This window comes from Deinococcus cellulosilyticus NBRC 106333 = KACC 11606 (assembly GCF_007990775.1).
GTDB classification, from domain to species: domain Bacteria; phylum Deinococcota; class Deinococci; order Deinococcales; family Deinococcaceae; genus Deinococcus_C; species Deinococcus_C cellulosilyticus.
The window spans coordinates 1-1,819 of sequence record NZ_BJXB01000077.1; the positions used below are offsets into that span (position 1 = coordinate 1).

The 1,819-nt window shown below is 49.7% G+C and carries 3 protein-coding genes; 2 read left to right on the top strand and 1 reads right to left on the bottom strand.

Translation table 11 applies throughout. The features are described 5' to 3' along the window. Positions 1-108 precede the first annotated feature (108 nt). Both DC3_RS28700 and DC3_RS30230 read left to right on the top strand, forming a co-directional pair. Positions 109-951 (top strand): IS5 family transposase, encoded by an 843-nt coding sequence (locus tag DC3_RS28700; protein WP_146892238.1) that lies wholly within the window; start codon positions 109-111, stop codon positions 949-951. Positions 952-983: 32 nt separating this feature from the next. Further along, complete coding sequence (locus DC3_RS30230; RefSeq protein WP_186816341.1) at positions 984-1,328, top strand: helix-turn-helix domain-containing protein; 345 nt, start codon at positions 984-986, stop codon at positions 1,326-1,328. On the opposite strand, the gene DC3_RS28710 is transcribed toward DC3_RS30230, so the two are convergent. Further along, positions 1,329-1,819 (bottom strand): hypothetical protein (locus DC3_RS28710; RefSeq protein ID WP_222594856.1); only part of this gene is annotated, 491 nt, incomplete at its 5' end.

Genomic DNA, 1,819 nt, shown 5'->3' on the forward strand with positions numbered 1-1,819 from the left:
TAAAGTATGTTTGAGAACCATCTGAAAGCTGATATTTCCCATTTTACACCAGGTCTAACTGGAATGGGTTTGACGGAATCCCCGGAAGTAAACTTTCTACGCTGAGTCATGAAATCTCAGCGTTATTCCTGTGACCTGACGGATGAGGAGTGGGCTATTTTGCAGCCCCTTCTGCCCTCAGAAGCTTCCACCGGTCGGCCTAGAAAATGGTCTTTACGCCAGATCCTCAATGGCATTTTCTATGTGCTCCGGGGTGGCATCGCCTGGCGGCTCCTGCCCTGCAACTTTCCTCCCTGGCAGACGGTCTATTTCTACCATCGCCTCTGGAGAATCCAAGGTCTCTGGGAGCAATTGCACACCACACTCAGAGAAATGGTGCGGGTGAGCGCAGGCCGTGATCCTATCCCCAGTGCGGGAATCATTGACAGTCAATCCGTGAAAACCACCGAGGCTGGCGGGCCCAGAGGCTACGATGGGGGCAAAAAAGTCAATGGCCGAAAACGCCATATCCTGGTGGATACCCTTGGACTCGTCCTCAAAGTGGTGGTGCACGAGGGAAACCTGCAAGACCGTCAGGCTGCCCCCCAGGTCTTTGCTGGCCTAAAAGACCTCTTCCCAAGAATGCAGCATGTCTGGGCAGATCGAGGCTACACTGGCGATCTGATCAAAGAAATCAAAAACACGCTGGGCTGGACTATTGAGGTGGTCAAACACCCTTGGACTGGGGTCAAACGCGTCTGGGTCTCCAAAGACGCAGATCCACCCCCACCTGTCGAAGTGCCTGAAGGATTTGTGGTGCTGAAACGTCGTTGGGTGGTTGAGAGAACTTTTGCTTGGCTGGGGAAATCCAGACGTCTGGCCAAAGACTATGAACGACTTCCAGCCACTTCTGAAAACCTGGTTTTTGAAGTGATGATCCGTCTGATGGTCAAAAGGCTGGCCCATTCATGACTCCTGGCCGCTTAAAGTTGGAAGAGCGGAGAATGCACTTCATCGAACGTTTCCAGCGGGAAAAATTTCATGGTCCGAGTTGGGCCAGGGACTTTGGAGTCAACCGAAACACCATCTATGTGTGGAGAGCACGATATCTCAAATCAGGTGAACCAGCACTTAAAGCCAGCATTTCGAAGGGGCGTCCCAGACGACTATCAGCTCAGCAAGAACAGCAAGTCCAGCACTGGTTAAAAGATCCCACTTCTCCCATAGGACCCCACTGGACACCCATCTGGGTACGCGAGGTGATCGGGCGGGAGTTCGGCGTCTGGTTTCATCCTTGCCATCTGTATAAGCTTTTGGGGCAGTGGGGATGGAGGTGTGAAATTCAGTGATCAGTTATAATAAAGATCAATGTCAAACATTGAGAAATTCAGATTGTACCTCATGTGAGCGTAGCATATTCGAGCCTTGGGAATCATCTTCCAATCCTGAGTCAGTCCTCCGATAGCTAGCATGATGCGAATTTCGCCTTCTTGGCGGTATACCTCATACTGAACAATCACACTGAGAATTTCCAACACAAAATCTGGTGGGATCACCTTTTGTTGCGGCTCCGCCAGATCAGTGTATCTATCGCTTGCCGATACAATATATTCTTCTCCTTTTCTGGGCCAGTATTCGTTTAAGTAGTCGATCAAATCTTTCTTAATCATTGCAGGATCGTACATCTTTGCCATGACATCTTTAATTTGATCTTCTGTCCACATTTGCGAGTCAACTGGGGGGTGATCAGAATTTGTCATCACTCCAGTATAGCTACTTACACGCAGCTGAACGTGGACGCAAAAATCCGATGGCAGGTGGGTTTTCAAACATACTTTAA